Origin of the sequence: Streptosporangium sp. NPDC049046, from assembly GCF_040649155.1 — a bacterium.
GTDB lineage: Bacteria > Actinomycetota > Actinomycetes > Streptosporangiales > Streptosporangiaceae > Streptosporangium.
The window spans coordinates 1-23,186 of the sequence record NZ_JBEZEZ010000049.1 but is presented as its reverse complement, the minus strand read 5'-3'; the positions used below and the strand labels follow the sequence as shown (position 1 = coordinate 23,186).

The 23,186-nt window shown below is 70.4% G+C and carries 18 protein-coding genes; 9 read left to right on the top strand and 9 right to left on the bottom strand.

Annotated elements, in window-relative coordinates; all coding sequences use genetic code 11:
- Positions 1-18: 18 nt before the first annotated feature.
- The 5 genes from AB0B96_RS38465 to pdhA form a co-directional block, all read right to left on the bottom strand.
- The gene (locus AB0B96_RS38465) at positions 19-312 is read right to left on the bottom strand and encodes a Dabb family protein (RefSeq protein ID WP_362906947.1); all 294 of its coding nucleotides are present in this window, start codon (positions 310-312) and stop codon (positions 19-21) included.
- Positions 313-415: 103 nt separating this feature from the next.
- Positions 416-2,146 (bottom strand): ABC transporter ATP-binding protein, encoded by a 1,731-nt coding sequence (locus AB0B96_RS38460; protein ID WP_362906945.1) that lies wholly within the window; start codon positions 2,144-2,146, stop codon positions 416-418.
- Between the two features lie 887 nt (positions 2,147-3,033).
- Entirely contained in the window at positions 3,034-4,596 is a 1,563-nt protein-coding gene (locus AB0B96_RS38455) for a 2-oxo acid dehydrogenase subunit E2 (RefSeq protein WP_362906943.1), read from the bottom strand.
- 14 nt (positions 4,597-4,610) lie between these two features.
- Entirely contained in the window at positions 4,611-5,588 is a 978-nt protein-coding gene (locus AB0B96_RS38450; RefSeq protein WP_350950149.1) for an alpha-ketoacid dehydrogenase subunit beta, read from the bottom strand.
- Positions 5,585-6,676: a pyruvate dehydrogenase (acetyl-transferring) E1 component subunit alpha gene (gene pdhA / locus AB0B96_RS38445; RefSeq protein ID WP_350950148.1), complete on the bottom strand. Its 1,092-nt coding sequence runs from the start codon at positions 6,674-6,676 to the stop codon at positions 5,585-5,587. The genes AB0B96_RS38450 and pdhA overlap by 4 nt, the downstream gene beginning before the upstream one ends.
- A 410-nt stretch (positions 6,677-7,086) precedes the next feature.
- Here pdhA and purS point away from each other — a divergent pair, with 410 nt between their 5' ends.
- The 4 genes from purS to purL all read left to right on the top strand — a co-directional run bounded on the left by purS (position 7,087) and on the right by purL (position 11,119).
- On the top strand, positions 7,087-7,332 hold the full coding sequence (gene purS, locus AB0B96_RS38440) for a phosphoribosylformylglycinamidine synthase subunit PurS (RefSeq protein WP_350950147.1): 246 nt from the start codon (positions 7,087-7,089) through the stop codon (positions 7,330-7,332).
- Positions 7,333-7,474: 142 nt separating this feature from the next.
- Positions 7,475-7,942: an ATP-binding protein gene (locus tag AB0B96_RS38435; RefSeq protein ID WP_350950146.1), complete on the top strand. Its 468-nt coding sequence runs from the start codon at positions 7,475-7,477 to the stop codon at positions 7,940-7,942.
- A 241-nt stretch (positions 7,943-8,183) separates the two neighbouring features.
- Positions 8,184-8,867 carry a phosphoribosylformylglycinamidine synthase subunit PurQ gene (purQ, locus tag AB0B96_RS38430; protein ID WP_362906940.1) on the top strand — a complete coding sequence of 228 codons (684 nt, stop codon included), beginning with the start codon at positions 8,184-8,186 and terminating at the stop codon, positions 8,865-8,867.
- Entirely contained in the window at positions 8,864-11,119 is a 2,256-nt protein-coding gene (gene purL / locus AB0B96_RS38425; protein WP_362906938.1) for a phosphoribosylformylglycinamidine synthase subunit PurL, read from the top strand. The genes purQ and purL overlap by 4 nt, the downstream gene beginning before the upstream one ends.
- Positions 11,120-11,506: 387 nt before the next feature.
- Here purL and AB0B96_RS38420 read toward each other — a convergent pair whose 3' ends face one another.
- Positions 11,507-12,493: a hypothetical protein gene (locus tag AB0B96_RS38420; protein WP_362906936.1), complete on the bottom strand. Its 987-nt coding sequence runs from the start codon at positions 12,491-12,493 to the stop codon at positions 11,507-11,509.
- A gap of 243 nt (positions 12,494-12,736) precedes the next feature.
- On the opposite strand from AB0B96_RS38420, the gene AB0B96_RS38415 reads away from it, so the two are divergent.
- From AB0B96_RS38415 to AB0B96_RS38405, 3 genes are read left to right on the top strand one after another with little or no spacing between them, the layout of a single operon-like run.
- On the top strand, positions 12,737-14,794 hold the full coding sequence (locus tag AB0B96_RS38415; RefSeq protein WP_362906934.1) for an adenylate/guanylate cyclase domain-containing protein: 2,058 nt from the start codon (positions 12,737-12,739) through the stop codon (positions 14,792-14,794).
- 57 nt (positions 14,795-14,851) lie between these two features.
- Positions 14,852-15,520 (top strand): Crp/Fnr family transcriptional regulator, encoded by a 669-nt coding sequence (locus AB0B96_RS38410; protein ID WP_362906932.1) that lies wholly within the window; start codon positions 14,852-14,854, stop codon positions 15,518-15,520.
- Positions 15,521-15,563: 43 nt separating this feature from the next.
- Entirely contained in the window at positions 15,564-17,048 is a 1,485-nt protein-coding gene (locus AB0B96_RS38405) for an MFS transporter (protein WP_362906930.1), read from the top strand.
- On the opposite strand, the gene AB0B96_RS38400 is transcribed toward AB0B96_RS38405, so the two are convergent.
- The gene (locus AB0B96_RS38400) at positions 17,034-17,699 is read right to left on the bottom strand and encodes a TetR family transcriptional regulator (protein ID WP_350950172.1); all 666 of its coding nucleotides are present in this window, start codon (positions 17,697-17,699) and stop codon (positions 17,034-17,036) included. The two genes, AB0B96_RS38405 and AB0B96_RS38400, sit on opposite strands and share 15 nt — an antisense overlap.
- 82 nt (positions 17,700-17,781) lie before the next feature.
- On the opposite strand from AB0B96_RS38400, the gene AB0B96_RS38395 reads away from it, so the two are divergent.
- The gene (locus AB0B96_RS38395) at positions 17,782-19,218 is read left to right on the top strand and encodes an MFS transporter (protein ID WP_362906928.1); all 1,437 of its coding nucleotides are present in this window, start codon (positions 17,782-17,784) and stop codon (positions 19,216-19,218) included.
- Positions 19,219-19,300: 82 nt separating this feature from the next.
- Here the strand turns inward: AB0B96_RS38395 and AB0B96_RS38390 are convergent, their stop codons facing one another.
- Positions 19,301-21,400, bottom strand: coding sequence for a PhoX family phosphatase (locus AB0B96_RS38390; protein WP_362906926.1), 2,100 nt, complete (start codon positions 21,398-21,400; stop codon positions 19,301-19,303).
- A 222-nt stretch (positions 21,401-21,622) separates the two neighbouring features.
- Between AB0B96_RS38390 and AB0B96_RS38385 the strand changes: the two genes are divergently transcribed.
- Positions 21,623-22,078 (top strand): sterol carrier family protein, encoded by a 456-nt coding sequence (locus tag AB0B96_RS38385; RefSeq protein ID WP_350950171.1) that lies wholly within the window; start codon positions 21,623-21,625, stop codon positions 22,076-22,078.
- 21 nt (positions 22,079-22,099) lie between these two features.
- On the opposite strand, the gene AB0B96_RS38380 is transcribed toward AB0B96_RS38385, so the two are convergent.
- Complete coding sequence (locus AB0B96_RS38380) at positions 22,100-23,017, bottom strand: hypothetical protein (protein WP_362906924.1); 918 nt, start codon at positions 23,015-23,017, stop codon at positions 22,100-22,102.
- Positions 23,018-23,186: the final 169 nt, after the last annotated feature.

Genomic DNA, 23,186 nt, shown 5'->3' with positions numbered 1-23,186 from the left:
GTCTCGGGTTGTGCCGTCCTAGACCTCGAACTGCACCGCCGCCCGCGAGGCCACGATCGGCTTGATGTGATCGACGACCGCGGCCTGGTGCAGCGGGTGGTCACGGTAGACGAGGAAGTCGTCGGCGCTGTCGAAGTCCGCGACGACGGCGAACTGGTGGTTGCCGGGGTTCACGCCCGCGTCGGAGCCGATGGTGTAGGAGCGGATCTCGGTGATGGCTCCGGGCAGCTTGGCGAGCTCCGTGGCGACCCTGGCCCTCTGCTCCTCGGTGGCCTCTTCCGTCCAGGTGAACAGCACGACATGCCGAAACATGATCTTCCCTTCCCTCGGGTATCCCAGGTGCCCTGAGCGCCCGGCCAGCGTACGGCCAGACGCGCCGGGACGCGGCGGCGCCCCCACGGCACGGGAGCCGATATCACGCGGGACGCGATGTGGACCCTCGACGGCGTCCGGCGGCCTTGATCCTTATCCGGCCGGAGCGTCTCGGCACGGCTTCGAGCACGATCTTGTGGGCCGCCTCGGGGATGAACCTGAGGTCGTGGGTGATCAGGATGGTCGTGCGCCCGGCCATGAGCCTCTTGAGCGGTTCCATGATCCGCGCCGCCGTGGGCGCGTCGAGGCCCGTCATCGGCTCGTCGAGGACGAGGACGGGAGCGTCGCGCAGGATCGCCCTCGCGATGGCGATCCGCTGGCGCTGCCCGCCCGACACCAACCGGCCGCGCTGCCCGATCGGAGTGTCGTACCCGAGAGGGAGCGTGGTGACGAAGTCATGGACGTCCGCCAGCACGGCGGCCCGCACGACGGCGTCCAGGTCGGCGCCGGGACTTCCGTAGGCGATGTTCTCGCGTACGGTCCCCGAGAAGAGCAGGCTCTCCTGCTGCAGGATGGTGATGTTGTCACGCAGCGACTCGCGCGACAGGTCCCGGAGGTCCATCCCGTCCAGGAGGACGCGTCCTGCGGTGGGGTCGTGGAAGCGCAGCAGCAGCTTCGCGAGCGTGGACTTGCCCACGCCACTCGGCCCGGTGCACACGACCAGTTCTCCGGGTTCGACGGTGAAGGACAGGTCCCGCAGCGTGGGTCTTCTCCTGTTCGGATAGGTGAAGCCGACTCCCTGGAACTCGATGCGGCCCCGTCCGCGCCCCAGGTGAACGGCGTCGTCGCGATCGACGACGGTCGGCCGGGTCGTCAGGATCTCGATGACACGGTCGGAGCCCGCCGCCGCCTCGGAGACGGTGAGGGCGATCTGCCCCAGGCTCTGCACCGCCGGGTAGAGGTAGGCGAGGTAGGCGGCGAAGGCGAGGAGACCGCCGATGGTGAGGCGCCCCGAGGAGATCTCCCAGGCGCCGAACCCGAGGATGATGACGAGGCAGGCGGTCTCGATGACCTGGACGACGGGGCCGTACAGGGAGGAGAGCCACGCCTGCGCCACGTTCGCCCGCATCCAGGTGTGTCCCTCGGAGTGCAGCCGCTCGGCCTCGGCGCCCTGGCGGTTGTACGCCTGGACGAGCGACTGGTTGGACAGGCTCTCCTCGATGACGCTGTTCATGATCCCGTTGCTGAGCCGCTCACGCGCCGACACGATCCTGAACCTGCTCGCGAAACCCTTGGCGACCAGCAGGAAGGCCGGGACCAGCAGGAACGTCAGCAGCGCCAGGTCCCATCTGATGTAGAAGGCGGCACCGGCGAAGAAGACGACGCTGACGAGCGTGGTGAAGAGTTTGACCAGGCCGGAGCCGACGAGTTCCTCGATCGCCTCGATGTCGTCGGTGAGCCTCGCCATCAGGTCGCCCAGGCGGCGGTTGTCGAAGAAGTCGGGCGTGAGCGTCTGGATGTGCTCGAACACCCTGTCGCGCAACCTCAGCAGGAAGCGTTCGCCGCCCAGGGCGGTGAGGTAGGACCCCACGAAGGAGACCAGACCCGCGACGGCCGCGAGGCCTAGCCAGGCGGCGGCGGGGAGCCAGAAGGCCCCCAGGTTCTGCCTGCTGAGCACCTCGTCCGTGATGTACCCGAACAGGCCGATCGCGGCGACCTCGCAGACGGCCGCGACGACGGCGAGCACGCCACCGGCCACGAGCAGACGGCGGAGGCCGCGGGTGTACGGCCAGAACTCCCGGAAGGTCCTGCGGATGGAGACCGTGGGTGCCACCGGAGGACGGCGTACGGTGGCCCTCGCCCCGTGGGGCGAGAGCGACTCTGAGAATGAGAGCCGACGGTTGACCCGCCGGCTCTCATTTGTTTCCGCTAGCACCGGATCCGGCTCACCACCACCATCCGCCACCGCACCCTCCGCAGCCGCCGCAACCACCGCAGCGGCATCCACAGCGGCGGCGGCGACGGCAGCACCCCCAGCCGCCTCCCCAGTCCAGATAACGGCCCGCCGGGAAGAGCTGCTTGAAAGACATGGCTTCCCCCTTCGCATTGAGCTCGTCGCGCTTACCAATCACGACACTAACTCTCATACCCGGACAAACCGCCACATTTATCACGCATTCAAGATGTTTCGCCAAGCGATTCGTAAAGGCCGCAAACGGATCGCGAGTAAAGACCGCCTCGGCTTCCCGGCATCGCTCCGCCGCCCCGCCGGAGCCGGGGAAGCGCACCTTAAAGATCGATCCGCAGGAGAAAAAAGGGGTTTCCCATTACCGGCCGGGTGACGGCTCGCACCGCGTCCCGGCTGTTCGGTACGGACCCTCCCGAGGCGCCCCCTCGTTTTCCCACCGAGGTAATCGACTTGTGAAGCCGGGAAAGGGAAGGCGAGCACCGGGGGTATATCGCCCCTCTCTCTCCCACCCCACTTTCCCGACGGGCACGAAGGGAAAGGCGCCCTCACGGACATGTGGGAAGGGCCCCATCCCTCCTGACAGGTGGGAAAGAGCCCTTACCCGCGCGGGGAAGAGACGCTCGCGGCCGCGGGAAATCCGCGCTCTCGGGCGCGGGAGGGAGTTCTCACCGCGGCGGGAGAGGACGCGCACGTGGTCTCCCCCTCCGTGGGAGGAGGGGGAGACCACGTCACGGAGTCACGGGGTCACGGGGTCAGGCCCAGGCGAGCATGCGGAGAGGGTCCTCAAGCATGGCGCCGACGTCTCGCAGGAAGAGCGAGCCGAGTTGCCCGTCCACCACCCGGTGGTCGAACGAGAGGGCGAGCGTGCAGACCCTGCGCGGCACGACCTGCCCGTCCACCACCCACGGCATCTCCCTCACCTGCCCGAAGGCCAGGATCGCCGACTCCCCCGGGTTGAGGATCGGGGTGCCCGCGTCCACCCCGAAGACACCCACGTTCGTGATCGTGATCGTCCCCCCCGCCATGTCGGCGGGCTGGGTACGGCCCGCCCTCGCGGTCTCGGCGAGGGCTCCGAGGGCGGCGGCCAGGTCGGGCAGCGACAGGCGGTGGGCGTCCTTGACGTTGGGAACGAGCAGGCCGCGCGGGGTGGCCGCGGCGATGCCCAGGTTGACGCGGTGCTTGACCACGATCTCCTGGCGGGCCTCGTCCCAGGCAGAGTTGATCATCGGGTGACGACGGGCGGCGACGAGCACCGCCTTCGCGACCATGAGCAGCGGGGAGACCTTGACCTCGGCGAAGTCGGGCAGCCCGCGAAGACGCCGGACCGCGTCCATGGTCGCCGTCATGTCCACCTGGAGGAACTCCGTCACGTGTGGCGCGGTGAACGCGGAGGACACCATCGCCTGCGCGGTCGCCTTCCGCACCCCCTTGATCGGGATTCGCTCCTCGTCCTCCCAGGTCGCGGCCGGTACTCGTGCCCTGACGTCGTTCCCGGGGGTGAGCCCGGTCTCGACGGCGTCCCCGGGGATGGGGGCGGCGTCGAGAGCGGCCTGGACGTCACCCCTGGTGATCGAGCCGTGCGGGCCCGTCCCCACCAGGGAGGCCAGGTCGACCCCCAGGTCCCTGGCGAGCTTCCGTACCGGGGGTTTCGCCAGAACCGCGATCTTCCCCGGTGACGAGACCGGACCCGCGCCGGGACCGGCCACCCCGGGACCGGCCGGACCAGGACCGTTCACACCGGACGAGACAGGACCGTTCATACCGGGACGAGCCGGACCGTTCACACCGGACGGCGCCGGCTCGGCGGCCCTCGTCGTGGACGCCGTCCCCGTGGACGCATCCGCCGTACCCTCCTCGGGCCGCGTCGCCCCCGCCGCGGGGGACGAGCCGGGCGAGACCGGTTTGCGGGGACGACGCTTGGCCGTGCCCGGCTTCACGCCGTACCCCACCAGCACCGGCTGCCGGACCTCGGCCGGCGGGGTCGGCACCATGTCGTCGGCGAGGGCCTCCGTCCGCACCGCCGCCCCGTCAGGGGCCGTGGCCTGAGCGGGGGTCTGGGCGGGAGCCGGAGAGGCGCCCGTGCCGTCGTCCACCGAGATGATCGGCCTGCCGACGTCCACCACCTCGCCCTCGTCCGCCATCAGCGCGGCCACCACGCCCTCGAACGGGCAGGGAAGCTCGACGACGGCCTTGGCGGTCTCGATCTCCACGATGATCTGGTTGACCTTGACCGGTTCCCCGGCCTTCACGTGCCAGCGGACGATCTCCGCCTCGGTGAGGCCCTCCCCCACGTCGGGGAGCTTGAACTCCTTCATCTCTCCGCCCCTCCTCAGAACGCGAACGCGCGGTCGACGGCGTGCAGGACCCGGTCCAGGTCGGGCAGGTAGTGGTCCTCGAGCCGCGAGGGCGGGTAGGGGGTGGAGGGCCCGCCGACCCTCAGGACCGGGGCCTCCAAATGGTAGAAACACTCCTCGGTGACGCGGGCGGCGACCTCGGCGCCGAAGCCGTTGAAGACGGGCGCCTCGTGCACCACGACACAGCGCCCGGTCGCGCGCACCGACTCCGTGACCTTCGCGATGTCGAGCGGGTTGAGCGAGCGCAGGTCGACGACCTCCAGGGAGCGGCCGTCCTCCTCGGCCGCCTTCGCGGCCTCCAGACAGGTCTTCACCATCGGCCCGTACGCGAGCAGGGTGAGGTCCGTCCCCGGCCGCGCCACCCTGGCCTCGTCGAAGGGCGGCCAGCCGGAGGAGTCGACGTCCACCTCGGCCTTCTCCCAGTAGCGCCGCTTGGGCTCGAAGAAGATCACCGGGTCGTCGCACCGGATCGCCTGCTGGATCATGGTGTAGGCGTCGGCCGGGTTGGAGCAGGCCACGACGCGCAGGCCCGCGGTGTGGGTGAAGTAGGCCTCGGGCGACTCGCTGTGGTGCTCCACCGCGCCGATGCCCCCGCCGCACGGAATCCGTACGACGACCGGCAGCCTCAGCTTGCCCAGCGAGCGCAGCGGCATCTTGGCGAGCTGCGTGATGATCTGGTCGGCCGCGGGGAAGACGAACCCGTCGAACTGGATCTCGCAGACCGGGCGGTAGCCGCGCAGCGCCAGGCCGATGGCCGTCCCGACGATGCCCGACTCGGCCAGGGGGGTGTCGATGACCCGCTGCTCGCCGAAGTCCTTCTGCAGGCCGTCCGTCACCCGGAACACCCCGCCGAGCTTGCCCACGTCCTCCCCCATCACGAGGACCTTGGGGTCGTCCTCCATGGCCTTGCGCATCCCCTCGTTGAGCGCCTTGGCCATCGTGAGAATGCTCATGCCTCGAACCCCTCCAGGTAGGTGGCGAACTCGGCACGCTCGGCGTCGATCAGGGAGTGCCGCTCGGCGTAGACGTGGTCGAAGATGGCCGACGGTTCTGGGTCGGGCAGTTCGAGACAGCGTTTGCGGACGTCACGTCCCAGCTCGTCGGCCTCGGCGTCGACCGCGTCGAAGAACTCCTGGTCGGCGAGCTGGTTCTTGAACATGTAGGCCCTGACCCGCTCGATCGGGTCCTTGAGCTTCCACGCCTCCAGTTCGGCGGCCACCCGGTAGCGGGTCGGGTCGTCGGAGGTGGTGTGGGCGCCCATCCGGTAGGTGAAGGCCTCGATCAGCATGGGCCCCTGCCCGGACCTGGCGTCGGCGAGCGCCTTGCGAGTGACGGCGAGGCAGGCGAGGACGTCGTTGCCGTCGACACGGACGCCGGGGAACCCGAACCCGCTCGCCCTGCGGTACAGGGGGATGCGCGACTGCTTCTCCAGCGGTTCCGAGATCGCCCACTGGTTGTTCTGGCAGAAGAACACCACCGGCGCGTTGAACACCGACGCCCAGATGAACGACTCGTTCACGTCCCCCTGGGAGGTGGCGCCGTCGCCGAAGTAGACGATGCTCGCGGCCTCGGCGCCGTCGCGCTGGATACCCATCGCGTAGCCGACCGCGTGCAGGGTCTGGCTGCCGATCACGATGGTGTAGAGGTGGAAGTTGTGCTCGGCGGGGTCCCAGCCTCCGTGGTTGACGCCGCGGAACAGGCCGAGCAGGTTGACCGGGTCGACCCCCCTGCACCAGGCCACCCCGTGCTCGCGGTAGGTCGGGAAGGCCATGTCGGCCTCGGTCAGCGCCCGGCCGGAGCCGATCTGCGCGGCCTCCTGCCCGAGCAACGAGGCCCAGAGCCCCAGCTCGCCCTGGCGTTGCAGTGCGACGGCCTCCAGGTCGACGCGGCGGACCAGGACCAGGTCCCGGTAGAGCCCGCGGATCTCCTCGGGTGTCAGATCTATGTCGTAGTCGGGATGCTCGACCCGTTCTCCCTCGGGGGTCAGCAGCTGGATGAGCTCCGGAGGTGCTTCCGCACCACGAGAGGCGTCGGCTGTCACGTGCCACTCCTGTGTGCTCGGGGCCGTCTGGATGGGTTCTCCACCGTCGTCCGGCCGATTCGCGACGCGTTCGACCCTTCTGGTGGTGGTTCGTCCGCGCTTGTGGCCATCGTGGCAGAGGTCACATACCTGTGCGCAAGACCTGCCTCGACGTCCATATGCTCCCCGTTCCCCGCGCGTCCCCTTTCACCCGCCCGTACCTCCACGCGAGATCCGGCGTATCGCCTGCCACGTCGGGGATCCAGGGGTGTCACCCGCCGCCGGGTCCCTTCATCCGCGAGATCCGCGGCCGTTCACCGTCCGTGACCTCTCGCGCGGGATCCCTGGGTCCGGCCCCCGCACCGGAGCGCGGCCGGAGCCCGTTACTCTTGAGGCGCCGGACCGTCCCCGTCTCAACCAGGAGGAACACCGTGGCGCGCGTCATCGTCGACGTCATGCTGAAGCCCGAGATTCTCGACGCGCAGGGGCAGGCGATCGCCCGTGCACTGCCGCGGCTCGGCTTCGCGGGTGTCTCAGCGGTACGGCAGGGCAAGCGATTCGAGGTGGAGCTCGAAGGGCCCGCCGACGAGGCGGCAATTGCGGACGTCCGAAAAATGGCCGAGACCCTCCTCGCCAACACGGTGATCGAGGACTACACCGTCACCGTCGAGTCCTAGGCCGTCACTCCACGCAGATCGGCTGCACAAATCCGGTTATATCCGGCTTTAGGGGCGGAGCAATCCCACGGCTTGACCACCAGTCAATAACATTACGGTTATTTTGCGGTTAGCCCGGATTCTGCAGGGAAGCCTTCACAAGGTGACGTCTGACCCCGGGAGGAAACCGGTGGACATGGAGTTCTCGCTGGCTCTGCCACGACAGGCCGTCGGTATACCGATGGTCCGCAGGGCGCTCGGTGACTCCCTGCGCTCGCTCGGCGTCACCGAAGACTGCGTCTCCGACATCCTGCTGGCGGTGACCGAGGCGTGCGCCAACGCCGTGAGACACGGAGGTCCGGCCACCCGCTACGAGGTCGAGACCACCATCGGCCACGGCCGCTGCGACGTCCGCATCATCGACCGGGGCCAGGGCCTCGTCCGGGTGCCCGAGCACTACCCGCCGACCGACGCCGAGAACGGCAGGGGCCTGCTGATCATGCAGGCCGTGGTCGACGAGATCTCCTTCGACATCACTCCCGGCCGCGGGACCGTCGTGCACCTGTGCAAGCACCTCGACTGGGACCACGACGCCGCCTACCTCCGCGACCGGATGCTCGCCGCCGTCTGAAGGCCCGCCCGGCCGCGCACCCGAGGCCGTACGAACCCGGCCACCGCCCGCTGAGCTGTGCGATCGGACACTCCGCGGCTGAGCTCCCACCGGGAGCGGATAACCTGGGAGCACCGCCGCGGACCGACGTCCGAGTGTGTGAGACGCCGGCGCGGTGCTCGTTTGTGGAGGGGAACGCTGTCTTGACTTCTTCCCCCACGGCTGAAGCCGAAGGCAGGGTCTCCGCGCTGAAAGGAACACGATGAGTGCTGCCCGCGTGGGCGTGGTCACTTTTCCCGGAACTCTCGACGATCAGGACGCGGCTCGCGCCGTGCGCCACGCGGGCGGCGAGGCCGTCCCGCTGTGGCACGCCGACCCCGACCTCAAGGGAGTCGACGCGGTCTTCCTGCCCGGCGGATTCTCCTACGGAGACTACCTGCGCTGCGGGGCCATCTCCAGGTTCGCGCCGCTGATGGAGGAGCTGATCCCCGCCGCCAGGGCCGGGCTGCCGGTGCTCGGCACCTGCAACGGCTTCCAGATCCTCTGCGAGGCCCACCTGCTGCCCGGGGCGCTGATGCGCAACGCCGGGCTGCACTACGTCTGCCGCGACCAGGGCATCCGGGTCGAGAACACCGCCACCCCCTGGACCTCCGACTTCACCGAGGGTCAGGAGATCGTGCTGCCGATCAAGCACGGCGAGGGCCGCTACGTCGCCGACGAGGCGACCCTGAGCGCCTTGGAGGCGGGCGGACAGGTCGTCTTCAGGTACGCGGGCGGCAACCCCAACGGCTCCCTGAACGACATCGCGGGCATCCGCAACGAGGCCGGAAACATCGTCGGGCTCATGCCGCACCCCGAGCACGCCGTCGAGGACCTCACCGGCGCCCCGAGCATCGACGGCCGCGGCTTCTTCTCCTCGATCCTGAAGAATCTGGTGAACGCATGAGTCTCGACACCGTCAAGCGGGCCGAGGACACCCCGGACGAGCGCCAGCCGTACGCCGAGCTGGGCATGAAGCTCGACGAGTACGAGCGGGTCCGCCAGATCCTCGGCCGCCGGCCCACCGGCTCCGAGCTCGCCATCTACAGCGTCATGTGGAGCGAGCACTGCTCCTACAAGTCGTCCAAGGTGCACCTGCGCCAGTTCGGCACCAAGGCCCCCGCGTCGGAGGCGCTGCTCGTCGGGATGGGGGAGAACGCCGGGGTCGTGGACATCGGCGACGGCTGGGCCGCCACCTTCAAGATCGAGTCGCACAACCACCCGTCCTATGTCGAGCCTCACCAGGGCGCGGCGACCGGCGTCGGCGGCATCGTCCGCGACATCATGTCGATGGGCGCCCGGCCGATCGCGGTGATGGACGCGCTCCGTTTCGGCGCGGCCGACGCCCACGACACCCGCCGGGTGCTGCCCGGCGTGGTCGAGGGCATCAGCCACTACGGCAACTGCCTGGGCCTGCCCAACATCGGCGGCGAGGTCGTCTTCGACCCCTGCTACATCGGCAACCCGCTGGTCAACGCCCTGTGCGTCGGCCTGCTGCGCAAGGACCAGATCAAGCTCGCGGTGGCGCCGGGGCCCGGCAACAAGGTCGTCCTGTTCGGCGCCCTCACCGGCCCCGACGGCATCGGCGGCGCGTCCGTGCTCGCCTCGGCCACGTTCGAGGACGAGTCGCAGGCCAAGCGCCCCAGCGTCCAGGTCGGCGACCCCTTCATGGAGAAGCTGCTGATCGAGTGCTGCCTGGAGCTGTACCAGGCGGACGTGGTCGTCGGCATCCAGGACCTCGGCGCCGCCGGCGTCTCCTGCGCGACCACCGAGCTCGCGGCCAAGGGCACCGGCGGCATGGACGTCAGGCTCGACCTCGTACCGCTGCGCGATCCCTCGCTGCGGCCCGAGGAGATCCTGATGAGCGAGTCGCAGGAGCGCATGATGGCGGTCGTCACCCCCGACGACATCGATGCCTTCATGGCGATCTGCGCGAAGTGGGACATCCCCGCGACCGTGATCGGCGAGGTCACCGACTCCAGCCGTCTCGTGATGACCTGGCACGGCGAGACCATCGTCGACATCCCGCCGGGCACCGCGGCCGACGAGGGCCCGGTCTACGAGCGGCCGTTCCACGAGCCCGCCGGCCAGGTCGCGCTGAACGGCGACGTCCCCGGCCGTCTCGCCCGCCCCACCGACCTGCGCGCGACGCTGCTCGAACTCCTCGGCTCGCCGAACCTCGCGTCCAAGGAGTGGGTCACCTCCCAGTACGACCGGTACGTCCGCGGCAACACCGTGCTGGCCCAGCCCGCCGACGCGGGCGTGCTGCGCATCAGCGAGGCGATGCCCGGCGCCGAGGAGACGACCAGGGGCATCGCGCTCGCCACCGACGGCAACGGCCGCTACACCCGCCTCGACCCGTACGCGGGGGCACAGCTCGCCCTCTCCGAGGCGTACCGGAACGTGGCCGTGACCGGCGCGACGCCGCTCGCGGTGACGAACTGCCTCAACTTCGGCTCCCCCGAGGACCCCGAGGTCATGTGGCAGTTCTCCGAGGCCGTGCGCGGTCTCGCCGACGCCTGCAAGACCCTCGGCGTCCCGGTGACCGGCGGCAACGTCTCGTTCTACAACCAGACGGGATCCGTGCCGATCCACCCGACGCCAGTCGTCGGCGTGCTGGGCGTCATCGACGACGTGGCCTCGCGGGTTCGCAGCGGCTTCACCGGCGACGGCGACAGGATCGTCCTGCTCGGCGAGACCGAGGAGGAGTTCGGCGGCTCGGAGTGGGCGCACGTGGCCCACGGCCACCTCGGCGGCCTGCCGCCCGTGGCGCGACTGGAGTCGGAGCGCGACCTCGCCCTCGTCCTGACGGAGGCCGCCTCACAGGGGTTGCTCACCGGTTCTCACGACCTGTCGGACGGCGGGCTCGCCATCGCCCTCGCCGAGGCGTGCATTGCCCAGGGCGTGGGCTGTGAGGTCTCCTTGACGGGCGACGACGCGTTCGTCGACCTGTTCAGCGAGTCGTCGGCCCGCGCGCTGGTGACCGTCGCGCCGGAGTCGTTCGACGCCTTCGCGCAGCTGTGCGCGGCCCGCGACGTGCCCTGCTACGGCCTGGGCACCACCGGTGGCGACGCGCTGAAGGTGGAGGGCGTCCTGGAGATCCCGGTCGCCGAGCTCAGGGAGACCCACACGTCCACCCTGCCGGGCATCTTCGGCTGATCCTCGTACGAGATCCCGGGGATCTCGGAGGTCTTTTCTTTGGGAGGCCGGGCCCCTCACCGTCGTGTGACGGTGAGGGGCCCGGCCGATCTATATGGATCACACGGTCGGCGCGGGGAGACGGCGTGATGAGGACGGTGAGTCCCCACCGCGCCGCCAGCCCTTCGCGTTCCCGCGAAAACAGGTCGGACGGATCACGTGGGTCGCGTTCCCGTGAAAACGGATCGGGCGACCGGACGGATCACGAGGACGGCGCCCGGGCACGAGGATTCCCCTCCCGTGACCGCCACCGGTGGCATCACACGGTGATCGCGCAGCCGTCCGCGTTCCACCGCACGTGAGAGACCGTCCCGGGATCTCTCACGTGCTGTGGAGTGCCGCCGGAGATCAGGAGGCGCTCATGCAGAGCGCGTAGGCGCTGCCGCTGGTGTTCTTGCCGGCCACGGTCCAGCCGTTGCCGCTGGGCGCGCTCGTGTAGATCTGACCCGAACCGCTGCCGCTGCCGCTGAAGCCGCCGCCCGTGACGACCTTGCCCGCGCCGCAGCTCACGCTCTTGCTTCCGTTCTGACTGCCGAAGTTGAAGGATTCGGTGACGGTGGTGATGGTCGGGACAGCGCCCTTACCGTCCTTACCGTCCTTGCCGTCCGCGCCGTCCTTACCAGCGGGACCCGCAGGACCGGCCGGACCGGCCGGCCCCTGAGCGCCCTTGGCACCGTCCTTGCCGTCGGCACCGTCCTTACCGGGAAGACCAGGCTTACCGTCCGCACCGGGCTTGCCGGGGAGACCGTCCTTACCATCCTTGCCGTTGTAGCCGTTCCGGCCGTCCTTGCCGTCCTTGCCGGGGAGACCGGGCTTACCGTCCACACCGTTCTTGCCCGGAAGGCCGTCCTTGCCGTCGGCGCCCTTCGGGCCCTGGGCCCCGGCGTCGCCCTTCGGGCCCTGCGGGCCGGTGGCGCCGTCCTTGCCGTCCTCACCCTTCGGACCCTGCGGTCCGGCCTCGCCCTTGGGACCCTGCGGGCCGGTGGCGCCGTTCTTGCCGGGAAGACCGCGCAGCCCCTGCGGACCCTGCGGGCCCTGCGGTCCGGCGTCGCCCTTGAGGCCCTGCGGACCGCGCTCGCCCTGCGGGCCGGCGCTGGCGATGCCCTGCTGCTGAGCCTCGCCCTGCTGCCCCCACCTGATCCGGATCTCGGTCGTCCTGCACTTGGCCGTCGCGTTGACGATCCGGGTGTAGCGCGTCTGCTTGTGAACGCACGCGTGAATCTCCGCGCCCGCCGACGAGGCGACGGCACTGCCGCCCGCGGTGAACAGCGTTCCTACGAGCACGCCAACGGTGACGGCGGCGAGCGAGCGTCCGCCCGGCAACCTGATAGCCACTGGGCTTCCTTTCTGCGACACCAGAGCCTGGTGTGATTGAAGAGGTACACGTAGTACACGTTTCAAGCGTTCCAAGGGTTGGCACGCCAAACATCACGCTTAGGCCTCGAAACCCTGCCGTTCGACTCGCCTGCCGACACCTGCCGCGTACGGGATAATCGGGCCGTTCGGGGGAACCCGCCCGCTGGGCGCGGACGAACAAAGACAGGGAACCGACAGGGTTCTCCAGACGCGGAGGCCACCGTGCCGACCATCAACCCGACAGACGCGGTCGCGGAAGACGCGAAAAACCGCGCCCGGCGGGAACCGTACCTTCCACCGGCGACCCAGCCGATCCGCACCGTGGTGTGGGCGCTGCATCTGGCGCTGCCGATGCTCGGGCTCTGGCTGCTGCTCGCCGAGCCCGACCTGAACATCGTGTTGCAGGACAACCCCAGTCATTTCTGGCTGATCATCACCATCGCCGGGATCAACCTGGTCCTGGGGCTCATGGTCGGCGAGGCGTCGGCCCGGCGCTCGGACGCCCGCCTGCTGCTGGTCTCCCTGGTCTTCCTGAGCGGCGCGGGATCGTTCCTGGTGCACGGGCTGACCACGCCGGGGATCATCCTGGAGGGCACGAGCTACGGCTTCGACCTCTCCCATCCGGTCGGTCTTCTCGTCGCCTCGGTGTTCGCGTTCGCGTCGGCGCTGCCCCTGGGCGAGCGGGCGGCCGAGGCCGTGCTGAGAAACCAGATGTGGCTGCGCGGGGGACTCGCCGCCCTGATCATCGGGTGGGGGGTGGCCTGCCTGGTGCCGGACCTCACCCCGCTCAGCGGCTCGCCTCCCATGGGGACGGGCCTGGGCGGGCTGGAGTGGGCCGGGGTGGCCCTGTTCGCGGCGGCGTCGGCGATGATGTTCCAGCTGCACCGCAGGCGCCCGGCGGTCGTGCTGATCAGCCTGGTCACCGCGTACGCGCTCCTCGCCGAGGCGCTGGTCGCGGGGTTGTCCCACCGCAACTGGCACCTGTCGTGGTGGCTGTGGCACGCGCTGCTGACCACCGCGTTCGTCTTCGTCGCCTACAGCGCCTACCTGCAGTTCCGGCGGGAGGGCACCAGCGCGGGGCTGTTCGACTCGGTGGCGCTGTCGGCGACGGTCCGCAGGATCAGGGCCGACTACGAGGCCGCCTTGGAGGAGCTCGTCGGCCACCTGCGGCGCGGGGAGGAGAGCAGGGTCCCGATCGCGGACCGGCTGGCGGGCAAGTTCGGGCTCACCGAGTCGCAGGCGGCGGTGCTCGACCGGGCGGGTGAGGCGCTCGCCAACGAGCGGGAGCTGAGCGACCGGCTCGCGGCGCTGGCCGACATCGGCAGGCAGGCCCGGGTGGGCCTGCCGGAGAAGGAGATGCTCGCCCAGGGTCTCGACCGCGTCCGGCAGGCGTACGGGGACGTGCGGATCAAGCTGGTCGACAACGGCCGGGTCACCGTGAACTCCACGGAGTACGGCCGGCGGGACTTCCCCGAGGACCGGCCGATCCGGCTGGAGGGGAAGGTCGTCCACCCGCTGATGGTGAAGGGCAGGCTCGCCGGGGCGATCGAGGTGCCGGTCGGCAGGACCCCGCAGGACGAGGCGCTCGCCGCCACGCTCGCCGGCCAGATGTCCATCTCCTTGGAGAACGCCCGGCTCTACAGCGAGCTGGAGACCCTCTTCCGGCAGTACATGTCACCGGACGTGGCCCAGTCGCTGCTCGCCGACCCCCAGACCGCGGCGCTCGGCGGCGAGCTGGTGGAGCTCACCGCGCTCTTCGCCGACCTGAAGGGCTTCACGAGCTTCTCCGAGCGGGTGGCGCCCGGCGAGATCGTCGAGATGCTGAACCGCTACCACACCGCGGCCGTGCCCATCGTGCTCGGCAACGGCGGCACGATCGTGCAGTTCGTGGGTGACGCGCTGCTCGCGCTGTTCAACGCCCCGGCCCGGCAGGAGGACCACGCCCTCGCCGCGGTGCGGGCCGGCCTCGCGATGCAGCGGGCCGCCGAGGAGATCGCGGAGGGAATGCCCGGATATCCTCGCTTCAGAATTGGGATCAACACCGGTGAGGCGCTCGTCGGAAACATCGGCAGCCCCGAGTTGCGCGGTTTCAACGCGATGGGCGACTGCGTCAACGTGGCCGCCCGGCTTGAGGGGATCGCCGAGCCGGGCAGCGTCGTGATCGGCCAGAGCACCCTCGACCTGATCGGCTCCCGGGCCGAGACCCGATCGCTGGGCCCGCTCAGCCTCAAGGGAAGGGCGCAACCCGTCCATGCCTACGTACTGTCCGGTCTCAGGTAAAAGTACCTTTCGCCGCGAGAGCGGCGCGCACACAATCGAAGTCGCCAGGAGGTGGTCATGATTTCTTCCCCCGAACCGGGCGAATTCATCACGTTGCTCACGGAAGACGAGGTGAAGGCCCTGTACGCCGCCGGGAGGCCCCGGCGCTGGGACAGGGGTGACACGGTGTGCACCGAGGGCGACGAGAGCGACTGGGTGCTCGTCCTCACCTCCGGCCGCGTCAAGGTCTCCTCGCACACCGCGGTCGGCAGTGAGGTGGTCCTCGCGGTACGAGGACCCGGTGCGCTGCTCGGCGAGTTCGCGGCGATCGACGGGCTGCCCAGGTCCGCCACGGTCACCGCCCTCGAACCCGTGGAGGGGATCACGGTCCGCGACTTCTCCTCGTACCTGCGCGACCACGGGAGGGTCGCCGTACTGCTGATGCGGATGGTGATCGGCAAGATGCGCGACTCCGACCGCAAGCGCATCGAGTACGGCGCGTTCGACACCACGGGCCGGGTGGCCACCCGGCTGGTGGAGCTGGCCGAGCGGTACGGCGAGCCGGACAACGGCGGGGTGCGGGTGGCGCTGCCCCTCTCCCAGGACGAGCTCGCCGGCTGGACCGGGGCCTCCCGCGAGGCGGTCAGCAAGGCGCTGCGCTCCCTGCGCGATCGCGGGCTGATCGAGACGGGCCGGCGCCGCGTGATCATCCACGACATGGAGGGCCTGCGCAAACGGGCCCGCTGAGGGCCCCGAGGGGCGAGGGGCAACGTCCGGCAGACTGGTAGGTATGGTCGCAATCCCCCAAGACCTACCCGGATCCCCCGAATACACATCCAAGCTCCGCTACGCATGGCGGGTCTGCTCGGTCACCAGCCTCGGCCTGGTCTTGATCGGCATCTCCGGCAGCACCCTGAACGTGGCGCTTCCCACCGTGGTCAGGCACTTCCACGCCGACGCGTTCTCCGCGGGCTGGGTGCTGCTCGCCTTCCTGCTCGTCAACACCGCGACGCTGGTGTTCTTCGGCAGGGTGGCCGACCTGCTCGGGCGCCGGGAGATCTACCTCGCGGGGTTCGTCCTGTTCACCGTGGGATCACTGCTGGCCGGGCTCTCGCCGGGCATCTGGTTCCTGATCGCGATGCGCGTCGTGCAGGCGATCGGTGCCGCGATGATCCTCGCCAACGGCACCGTGATCATCACCGACGCCTTCCCGCCCGACCGGCTCAGCCAGGGCATGGGCGTCTACATCGGCACCCTCTCGGTCGCCCAGCTCGCCGGTCCCACCCTCGGCGGCCTCATCGCCGACACCGCGGGCTGGCAGTGGGTCTTCTGGATGAACGTGCCCGCGGGGCTGATCGCCCTCGTCTGGGGCGCGTTCACGCTCCGCCACGTCTCGCGGGGAGCGCGCCGACCGGTGGACGCGCTCGGCAACCTGATCGTGTTCGCCGCCCTCTCCGCGGCCCTGATCGCGCTGTCCGAGGCGGGATCGCGCGGCCTGTCGAGCCCCGTGGTGATCGTCGGCGCGGCGATCGCGGCGGTACTGGTGCCGGCGCTGGTCGTGGTGGAGCGCCGGGCCTCGCATCCCGTACTCGACGTGGGGCTGTTCGGCGAGCGCGTGCTCGCCTTCGCCAACCTCGCCTCCTTCTGCAACGCGCTGGCGCGCTCCGCGCTGATCCTGCTGGTCGCCCTCTACTTCCAGGCCGCCAGGGGCCTCGACGCCGTCACCGCGGCCCTGGGCGTGCTTCCCGTCCCGATCGGCATGGCCCTCGCCTCCCCGATCACCGGCGCCCTCGGCCGCCGCATCAGGCCGTACGCGCTCTCGGTGGGCGGCGCCCTGCTGAGCGCGACCGGGCTGGGCGTCCTGCTGCTGAACACCGCCCCCGCCACGCCGTACTGGATCATCGCGGTGGGCCTGTTCCTGTGCGGCTGCGGCAGCGGCACCTTCATGACCGGCAACACGACCCAGGTCATGTCCGCCCTGCCCGCGGGGAGCCTGGGCGTGGTGAACGGCTTCCGACTCATGATCATGAACGTCGGGATCGTGCTGAGCGTCGCCCTCACGCTCAGCGTCCTGACCGGCTCGGTCAGTGCCGAGCTGCGCGGCCAGGTCTACGCGGGCACGCTGTCGCGCCTCTCCCCCGTCGCCGTCGAGCACCTGATGACCGGCTTCCAGCGGACCTACGCCGTCCTGTTCGCCGTCGCGCTCACCGGTGTCCTCACGGCCGCCCTCGCCCGTCCCCGCCGCCCGGGACACGCGAGGTCAGCGCCCTCCTGAACGGGCGGAAAGCAGCTCGATGCCGGAGACGAGGACGTCGACGCCGAAGGTGTCGTAGAGGTCGGGATCCCCGCCCTCGGAGAGGGGGACGGCCATCTCCACGATGTGCGGGTAGACGTCCGGCGGCAACGACTGGAGCCTGAGCCGCTTGAGGCGCATCCGCTCGGCCGCCTCCTGCTCGGAGACCCCGGGAGGGGAATGCCGCCCCGGCCCCGCCGCCAGCGCGATCGCTCCGCTGAGCAGATACTGGGAGATCATGCAGCTCTCCTCGGGGGAGAACCCGCCGCGCTTGGCGAGACCGAGGGTCGTGTCCCAGACCTCCAGGAAGGTGGGCACCTCCGTGTGGTCCACCGCGTCCAGCACGTCCGCCGCGCACGGGTGGCGCCGGAGCACCCTGACCAGGCCCGCGACGAGCTCGCGGAGCCCTTCCTGCCACGGGCCCGTGTAGCCCCCCTCGATCACGAAGTCCTCGATCAGGTGGTCCGCCATGCCGACGGTCAGCTGCTCCTTGTTCTTGAAGTGCCAGTAGAGCGCCATCGGGGTGACGCCCAGCTCCTGGGCGAGTCTCCGGATGGTCACCGCCGGCAGTCCTTCGGCGTCGCCGATCTCCAGCGCCTGCTCGACGACCGCTTCACGGGTCAGTTTCCCCATCACGCTTGACAACTATACGCCGTACGGGTTCCACTGTACGCCGTACATGTACGACGTATAAGTACAACGTAGAGGACGGGGAATGACGGACACCCGCAGGTGGTGGGCGCTGGGAGCGATCTCACTGGCCACTTTCATGACATATCTCGACAACAACGTGGTGAACGTGGCGCTGCCGACGATCCAGCGTGACCTCGGGCTGAGCATCTCCGGGCTGGAATGGATCGTGAGCGGCTACATCCTGGTGTTCGCCGGGCTGATGCTCGTCGGCGGGCGCCTGGCCGACGTCTTCGGGCGGCGGCGCGTCTTCCTGATCGGCCTCGTCGTGTTCACCGTGGCGTCGTTCGCGGCCGGGATGGCCACCGACGGCGGCGTGTTGATCGCCACCAGGGCGGTGCAGGGTGTGGGGGCGGCCTTCCTCACCCCCACGGCGCTGGCACTGCTCACCTCGATCTTCCCCGACGGCAGGGAACGCGCCACGGCGGTCGGCCTGTGGAGCGCGATCGGCGCGCTGGCCCTCGCCCTCGGCCCGCTGACCGGCGGGTTGATCAGCGAACGCTGGCACTGGGGCTGGATCTACCTGATCAACGTGCCGATCGGGGCCGTGACGCTCGGCCTCGCTCTCTGGGCGATCAGGACGGCCCCGCAGGAGACCGTACGGCGCGGCCTCGACGTCCCGGGCCTGGTGACATCGAGCCTGACGCTGTTCGCGCTGACGTACGCGCTCATCGAGGGCGCGGGTGCCGGATGGACCTCGCCGGAGATCCTGGGCGCCTTCGGGGTCGCGGCCGTATCGGCGTCGGCCTTCGTGACGATCGAACTCAGGAGCCGGGAGCCGATGATCGACCTGTCGCTGTTCCGGTCGCGGGTGTTCAGCGGGGGCACGCTGTCGATGGGCCTGTGGTCCTTCGGGGTGTTCGGGATCTATTTCTTCACCGCGCTGTACCTGCAGAACGCGCTGGGCTTCTCGCCGATCGAGGCTGGGGCCGCGTTCGTGCCGATGGCGCTGACGATGGCCGTCACCGCCGTCCTCGCCCCGAGGCTGGCCAGGGTCCTGGGCACCGCGCGGACCGTGGCGACCGGGCTCCTGCTGATGGCCGTGTCGGTGTTCGGGATCTCGTTCATCGGGGAGGACGGGGCGTTCGGCGACCTGCTGCCGTGGTTCCTGGTCTACGGACTGGGCGGCGGCATGCTGGTGCCGCTCACCACGGCGATCCTCGGCGCGCTACCCGCCGGCAGGACGGGAGTCGCCTCGGGGGTGCTGAACGTCTCGCGCGAGGTCTTCGGCCTGCTCGGGATCACGGTCCTGGGGGCGATCCTCAACGCGCGGCAGTCCTCGCTCCTGGCCGAGGGCGCGGGACAGCTGACCGCCTTCCTGGACGCGTACCGGTACACACTGGTCGTCGCCGCGGCCATCGTGCTGGTGGGCGTGCCGGTCAGCCTGCTCTCCCTGCGGGCCTCCCGGACCGCGAACCCGCCCATGGCCGCCGAGGAGCGTCCGGCCGTACCGGTGGGCTAGGGAGGCTCCCGCCTACCGAGACCGCACATCTGGAACGGCACCGGCCCGCGCCCCTCCCGAAGGGCGCGGGCCGGCGGCCTGGTCAGGAGCCGATCTTGTCGCCCTTCGCGTGCCAGGCGACCACGACCGACGGGCGGGGCTGGGAGGTGCCGCCGTCGGGCCAGCGGCTGCTGGGGGCCTCAGGGGTGGCGCCGTTGGTCTCACCGGGGTGCTGTACGGCGACGAAGACGCTGCGCTGGTCCTCGCTGACCAGCGGGCCGCAGGTCTCGGCGCCGACGGGCACGCTCAGGAACTGCTTCAGGTGGCCGCGCTCGGGACCGCGGACCGGCATGACGAACAGGCCGTCGTTGGTGCCGAGCTGGCTGCCGTCGGTGGCGATCCAGAGATTGCCGTCCGCGTCGAAGGCGACGTTGTCGGGGCAGGAGATCGCCGAGACCTTGGTCTTGTCGAACCCCGCGAAGTAGGTCGCCGGGTCGTTCGGGTCTCCGCAGACCAGGGGCAGGGACCAGGCGAAGGTGGTGGCCCCGGCGTCGTCGCGCCGTTCGACGATCTCCAGGACGTGGCCGTGCTTGTTGGCCGGACGCGGGTTCGCCTCGTCCACCTGGGCCGGGGTCCGGTTGGTGTTGTTCGTCAGGGCCACGTAGACGCCGCCGGTGACGGGGTTGCGCTCCACGTCCTCGGGACGGTCCATCTTCGTCGCGCCGACCTTGTCGGCCGCCGTACGCGTGTAGACGAGCACCTCCTCGGCCGTCATCCCGGGAACGTGCGAGACCTTGCCGGTGACGAGCGGGATCCACTCGCCCGAACCGTCGAACTGCCCGTCGGCGGGAAGCGTGCCGGTGCCGTCGATCTCGGCGGCCGGGCTGTCGCCGGTGAACTTCGCCACGTACAGCGTGCCGTCGTCCAGCAGGGTCCGGTTGTGCCGGTCGAAGCCCTGGACGTAGCGCTGCCGGGAGACGAACTTGTAGACGTACTCGAACCGGGAGTCGTCGCCCATGTAGGCGACCACCCGGCCGTCGGCGGCGAGGGAGGTGGTGGCGCCCTCGTGGGCCATCCTGCCCAGGGCGGTGCGCTTGATCGGGGCGGAGTCGGGGTCGAACGGGTCGATCTCCACGATCCAGCCGGTGCGGTTGATCTCGTTCGGGTGCTTGGCCAGGTCGAAGCGCTCCTCGACCCGGTCGAACCTGCGGTTGCCGCTCGGGATGCCCGCGGTGGTGCTCACCCCGTACCGGGCGAGGTACGGCTTCTGCGCCTCGGGCACGCCGTTGCCGTTGACGAAGTACTGGTTGAAGTTCTCCTCGCCGCTGAGCACCGTGCCCCACGGCGTGGTGCCGCCCGCGCAGTTGTTCAGCATGCCGATCGGCGTGGTGCCCCGGGGGTCGGCCGCGGTCTTCAGCAGGGCGCTTCCGGCCGCCGGGCCGGTGAACTTCATCGGGGTCTGCACGGTGATGCGGCGGTTGTAACGGCGAGCGCCCTTGGTGACCAGCTTCCACTGGCCGGAGTTCTTCACCCGCTCGATCTCGACCACCGAACCGCCGTGCGCCGCCAGCGCGATCCTGATCTGCTCCTCCGTCGCGGCGGTGCCGTCCGTGTAGCCGCGGAACATGAGGTTCTCGTCGGTGTACTCGTGGTTGACCCAGAGCAGCCCCCGGTGCTGCCCCATCGGGAAGAGGGTGACGTAGTCGCAGTTGTAGCCGAACTGCTTGGCCTGCGCGGCGGCCGTCTGCCTCTCGAAGTCGAACGCGGGGGCGCCGGGCAGAACCGGGTCGCCCCAGCGCACCACGGCCGCCGACAGGTAGCCCGAGGGGACCGTCACCTTGTCGTCGGTGTTCGGCGCGATGGCGGTGAAGCGGAGGCCGCCCTGCCGGCCGGGGCCGTGGCCCGGACCGTGGCCTCCGCCGAGGGTCTTCGCGTTCACGTCCGTGTCCGGGTCGGCGAGGGCGGGGGCCGCCGTACCGAGCCCGACGCCGGCGACGACCGCGCCCAGGGCACCGGCGCGCAGCATGCCCCTGCGGGTCATCGCCTCGGCGACCACGTCGCCGAAGTAGGTGTTGTCGCTGGTGTTCACCACATCGTGGGCGCACTGGTCACCGCAGCGGAACCGGCAGGTGAGCGCGCTGCGGCCCCCCTTGTGCGGGCTCGTGAGCAGGGGGAGCAGTCGGCGCGGTGACGTGTTCGCCACGGGGTCCTCCAAAAAGGGGCGAGGTCTTCCGGCCCGGAGGCTACGTGCGCCGACCGAACCTGAGGTGAACGACGTTTGCCGGGATAATGAACCGTCTGTCCGAATGAGCTGTTCAGGTGAGCGTCACGCCCCGGACGAGTGGCCGGTACGGGCCGCTCCGACACCGTCCGGAAGGCGCGAGTGGGTCCGGAGTCGTCCGCGGGCGCGGCTCAGGCGGGCATCATGGAGGGCGTGCCACCTCACAAACCCGACCCGGCCAAGGTCCGCGCCGCTCTCGACACCCAGCTGAGCGCCCTCGACGAACCACCCTACGACGGGCCGGGAGGGCTCGCGGCGCTGCTCGGCGCCTGCGTGAGCGTGGTGCTGCGAGCCTTCGCCCGGGAGGTCCGCCCGGAGCGGGACATCACCCGTTTCGCCGTACGGCACCTGCTGGACGAGCTCGCGACGGCGGCCCCCGGCAGGACCGTCGAGGTCCGTGTCCCGCCCTACGCGGCGGTGCAGTGCGTGGAGGGGCCCCGGCACACCCGGGGCACCCCGCCCAACGTGGTGGAGACCGACGCGCGCACCTGGCTGGAACTCGCCACCGGCGGCCTGACCTGGTCGGAGGCGACGGCGGCGGGAAAGATCGCGGCGAGCGGCGCCCGCGCCGACCTGTCCGGCCACCTGCCCCTGCGGTAACCCCGGTCCGGCCACCCGCCGTTACGGGGCGGGCCGCACCTGGATGCCGAACCTGTCCTCGATGCAGCGCCGCTGGAGCTCGGGAGGCAGGTTCATGCAGTCGCCGACCTTGCTGTAGACCCAGCTCAGGAACACCGCCGCGATCACCAGGGTGAGCAGGCTCAGCACGATTCCCACCCAGGCCCTGCCGGGAGCCGACCGCTTGGCGAGCGCGACGATGCCGATGATCAGGCCGACGACCGCCACCAGTACGCCGAAGCCGCAGACGACGAGCGAGAGGATCGCGACGATCCCGAGCACGAGCGCGGCGGTGCCCAGCTTCCCGCTGGACCGGCGCCCCTCGTCCGGATACGCCGGATAGGTCGCGGGATACGGATAGCCGGGCGCGCCCTGCGGTGCGGGATACGGCGCGCCGGCATGGGGCTGCTGGGAGGGGGCGGCCCCGGGTGGCGGCACTCCCGGACCACCGTAGGGCTGCCCGGCCTGCTGTGCCTCCCCGTATCTCGGCTGCTCGTACCCCGATCCCGGTTGCTCGTAGCGCGAGGGCGGGGTGGAGGGCTCAGGGACCTCGGGGTGATCAGGCTCGGGCCTGCCGGACTCGCCGGAGGTCTCCGAGGCACTCTCCCAGCCGGGGTAGGCGGACGGCGTGGTGCCGGGCACCGTGTAGGGCTGCCCCTCGGGCTCCCCGGCTCCCCCGGACGTCCCCTCCCGTGCTCCTTCGGGTGTCCTCTCGGGCGCCCCCTCAGGCGACGGGCCGATCGGCGTTCCCTGCGCCCCGGGACTTCCCGGGGTCCCGGAAGAGCCCGGCGTGACGTGCCGGCCGCCCCCCTGGTCGGGCGGGGGCACCTCGGGAGCGGTCGGCGTGTCCGGGTGCGGCGGCACCTGCGGTTCCGTGGGGATGGAGGACGGCTTCCAGGTCGGCTCGTTGGGATCGGGCACGGGTGTTTCCGGGTCCGGCTCCTCCCACGGCTCGGGAACCGACGGCGTCGGGGGGTTGGGGGGGGGGGGGGCCCCCCCCCCCCCCCCCGCCCCCCCCCCCCCCCCCCCCCCCCGGCGGCGGGGCGCGCCACAGGGGATGAAAGGGAGTGTGGGTATAGGGGTTAGCGGC

What these genes read in the sequence shown, in the direction of transcription:
- AB0B96_RS38395 (WP_362906928.1), top strand. Translation starts at nt 17,782, where the DNA reads ATGACGGACACCCGCAGGTGGTGGGCGCTGGGAGCGATCTCACTGGCC.
- AB0B96_RS38465 (WP_362906947.1), bottom strand. Translation starts at nt 312, where the DNA reads ATGTTTCGGCATGTCGTGCTGTTCACCTGGACGGAAGAGGCCACCGAG.
- AB0B96_RS38405 (WP_362906930.1), top strand. Translation starts at nt 15,564, where the DNA reads ATGGTCGCAATCCCCCAAGACCTACCCGGATCCCCCGAATACACATCC.
- AB0B96_RS38450 (WP_350950149.1), bottom strand. Translation starts at nt 5,588, where the DNA reads ATGAGCATTCTCACGATGGCCAAGGCGCTCAACGAGGGGATGCGCAAG.
- AB0B96_RS38455 (WP_362906943.1), bottom strand. Translation starts at nt 4,596, where the DNA reads ATGAAGGAGTTCAAGCTCCCCGACGTGGGGGAGGGCCTCACCGAGGCG.
- purQ (WP_362906940.1), top strand. Translation starts at nt 8,184, where the DNA reads ATGAGTGCTGCCCGCGTGGGCGTGGTCACTTTTCCCGGAACTCTCGAC.
- AB0B96_RS38385 (WP_350950171.1), top strand. Translation starts at nt 21,623, where the DNA reads ATGGAGGGCGTGCCACCTCACAAACCCGACCCGGCCAAGGTCCGCGCC.
- AB0B96_RS38410 (WP_362906932.1), top strand. Translation starts at nt 14,852, where the DNA reads ATGATTTCTTCCCCCGAACCGGGCGAATTCATCACGTTGCTCACGGAA.
- purL (WP_362906938.1), top strand. Translation starts at nt 8,864, where the DNA reads ATGAGTCTCGACACCGTCAAGCGGGCCGAGGACACCCCGGACGAGCGC.
- AB0B96_RS38400 (WP_350950172.1), bottom strand. Translation starts at nt 17,699, where the DNA reads ATGGGGAAACTGACCCGTGAAGCGGTCGTCGAGCAGGCGCTGGAGATC.